Source organism: Mesorhizobium sp. M2C.T.Ca.TU.002.02.1.1 (genome assembly GCF_003997225.1).
This window is the reverse complement of sequence record NZ_RZTO01000928.1, coordinates 1-2,213: the sequence shown is the minus strand read 5'-3', so window position 1 is coordinate 2,213 and position 2,213 is coordinate 1. Positions and strand designations below refer to the sequence as shown.

At 64.4% G+C, this 2,213-nt stretch carries 3 protein-coding genes; all 3 read right to left on the bottom strand.

Features of this window, described 5'->3' with window-relative positions:
• Positions 1 to 204: CoA-binding protein (locus EOD07_RS31560; RefSeq protein WP_164772735.1), on the bottom strand; the 204-nt coding region annotated here is incomplete at its 3' end.
• Positions 205 to 268: 64 nt separating this feature from the next.
• Positions 269 to 1,432: an acyl-CoA dehydrogenase gene (locus EOD07_RS31555; protein ID WP_127238059.1), complete on the bottom strand. Its 1,164-nt coding sequence runs from the start codon at positions 1,430 to 1,432 to the stop codon at positions 269 to 271.
• 3 nt (positions 1,433 to 1,435) lie between these two features.
• The coding region (locus EOD07_RS31550; RefSeq protein ID WP_127238058.1) for a 3-hydroxyacyl-CoA dehydrogenase NAD-binding domain-containing protein at positions 1,436 to 2,213 on the bottom strand (778 nt) is incomplete at its 5' end.

The window sequence follows — 2,213 nt, the reverse complement described above, 5'->3', positions numbered from 1 at the left end:
GACAAAGGCGGCGTCCGGCGCGCCCGGCAATTCGGCGACGGAGCGGTAGGCCTTGCGGCCGGCGACCTCGTCCTTGGTCGGATGCACCGGCCAGATTTCGCCGGCAAAGCCCATCTTGATCGATTGCGCCACGACGGCGGCGGCCTGCGCCCCGCCGAACACGGCGATCGATTTCGGGCGCAGGAGACGTTCGAGTTTATGCATGGTCATCTTTTCGTTTGAGCGCGATCCCGTCCAAAGCCGGATGCCGGCTTTGGCGCATCATGCTCTAAGCTCCGAACGGACGCAGCAGCGCCCGCGAAATAATATGTCGCTGAATCTCCGAGGTGCCTTCCCAGATGCGCTCGACGCGGGCGTCGCGCCAGATGCGCTCCAGCGGCAGGTCGTCCATCAGCCCCATGCCGCCATGGATCTGGATGGCTTCGTCGGCGACGAAGGCCAGCATCTCGGTGGCCTTGAGCTTGGCCATCGCCATATCCTGGTCGGTGACGGTGCCCTGATCGTATTTCCAGCCGGCTTCGAACACCATCAGGTCGGCGGCCTTCAGTTCCGTCGCCATGTCGGCGAGCTTGAAGGAGACGCCCTGGAACTTGCCGATCTGCTGGCCGAACTGCTGGCGCTGCGCGGCATATTCGATGGCGTGCGACAGCGCGCGCTCGGCGCGGCCGAGGCAGGTGGCGCCGACCTGGAGACGCGTGGCGCCGAGCCAGGAATTGGCGACGTCGAAACCCTTATGCACCTCGCCGAGCACCTGGCTCGCCGGCAGCCGGCAATCATCGAATTCGAGGATCGAGTTGGTGTAGCCGCGATGCGAGACGTTGCGGTAGCCGTCGCGCACCGAAAAACCCTTGGTGCCCTTGTCGACGAAGAAGGCGGTGATCTTCTTGCGTTTACCGCGCGACGTCTCTTCCTCACCTGAGGCCATGAAGACGATGGCGAAGTCCGCGAGATCGGCGTGCGAGATAAAATGCTTGGTGCCGTTGAGCACCCAGTCCGAGCCGTCCTGCACGGCGGTCGCCTTCATGCCGCGCAGGTCGGAGCCGGCGCCCGGCTCGGTCATCGCTAGGCAGTCCCACTTCTCGCCGCGGATGCAGGGGAAGAGGTATTTCTCGCGCTGCTCCGGCGTGCCGGCGAGCAGGATATTGGACGGACGCGCCACGCAGGTCCAGTGCAGCGCGTAGTTGGCGCGGCCGAGCTCCTTCTCGTAGAGCAGCCAGCTCACCGTATCGAGGCCGGCGCCGCCGACATCGGCCGGCATGTTGGCCGCATAAAGCCCGGCCTCGATCGCCTTGGCCTTCAATTCGTCGATCAGTTCGCGGCGCAGCACGCCGGTGCGCTCCACCTCGCGCTCATGCGGATAAAGCTCGTTCTCGACGAAGGCGCGCGTCGTGTCGACGATGAGCTTCTGTTCTTCCGAAAGACCGAAATGCATGGATCAGCCTTTCTTCTTGCTCTTCTTCGCCTTGTCGGCCTTTGCAGGCTTCCCGGCTTTCTTCGCCGGCTTTTCAGCCTTTGCCGGCTTGGCTGCCTTCTTCGCCGGCTTTGCCGCCTTGGTCTTTGCAGTGGGCTTGACCGGGGTCTTCTTCGCCGCCAGCTTGGCGAGCTGCCTGGTATAATCCTTGTGCAGCGCGCCGGCGCCCCAGCCCTTGCCCTTGTTCTGCCTCGACAGCGCTTCCATGATCGCGACCAGATTGTCGTCGCGGATCTTCTCCAGCTCGCGGATCGAGAGGCCATGCGCCTGTTCGTCCGACTGCGTGGCGATCAGGTCGACCAGCTCGTCGTTGAACTCCGGCACGTCCATCAGCTTGGTCCAAGGCCATTTCAGGCACGGCCCGAACTGCGCCATGAAGTGGCGCATGCCGGCCTCGCCGCCGGCGACGCGGTAGACCTGGAACATGCCCATCTGCGCCCAGCGCAGGCCGAAGGAGTAGCGCATGATGTCGTCGAGTTCCTCGACGGTGCAAATGCCGTCCTTGACCAGCCACAGCGCCTCGCGCCAGGCGGCCTCGAGCAGGCGGTCGCCGACAAAGGCCTCGATCTCCTTGCGCACCACCACCGGCTTCATGCCGATCGAGGCGTAGAGCTCCTTGGCGACCTCGATCGCCTCCGGGAAAGTCTGCTCGCCGCCGACGATCTCGACCAGCGGCAAAAGATAGACCGGGTTGAACGGATGGCCGACCACCAGCCGCTCCGGATGCTTCTTCATCGCCACT

Coding starts and splice junctions, on each gene's coding strand:
- EOD07_RS31555 (WP_127238059.1), bottom strand. CDS start 1,432: ATGCATTTCGGTCTTTCGGAAGAACAGAAGCTCATCGTCGACACGACG.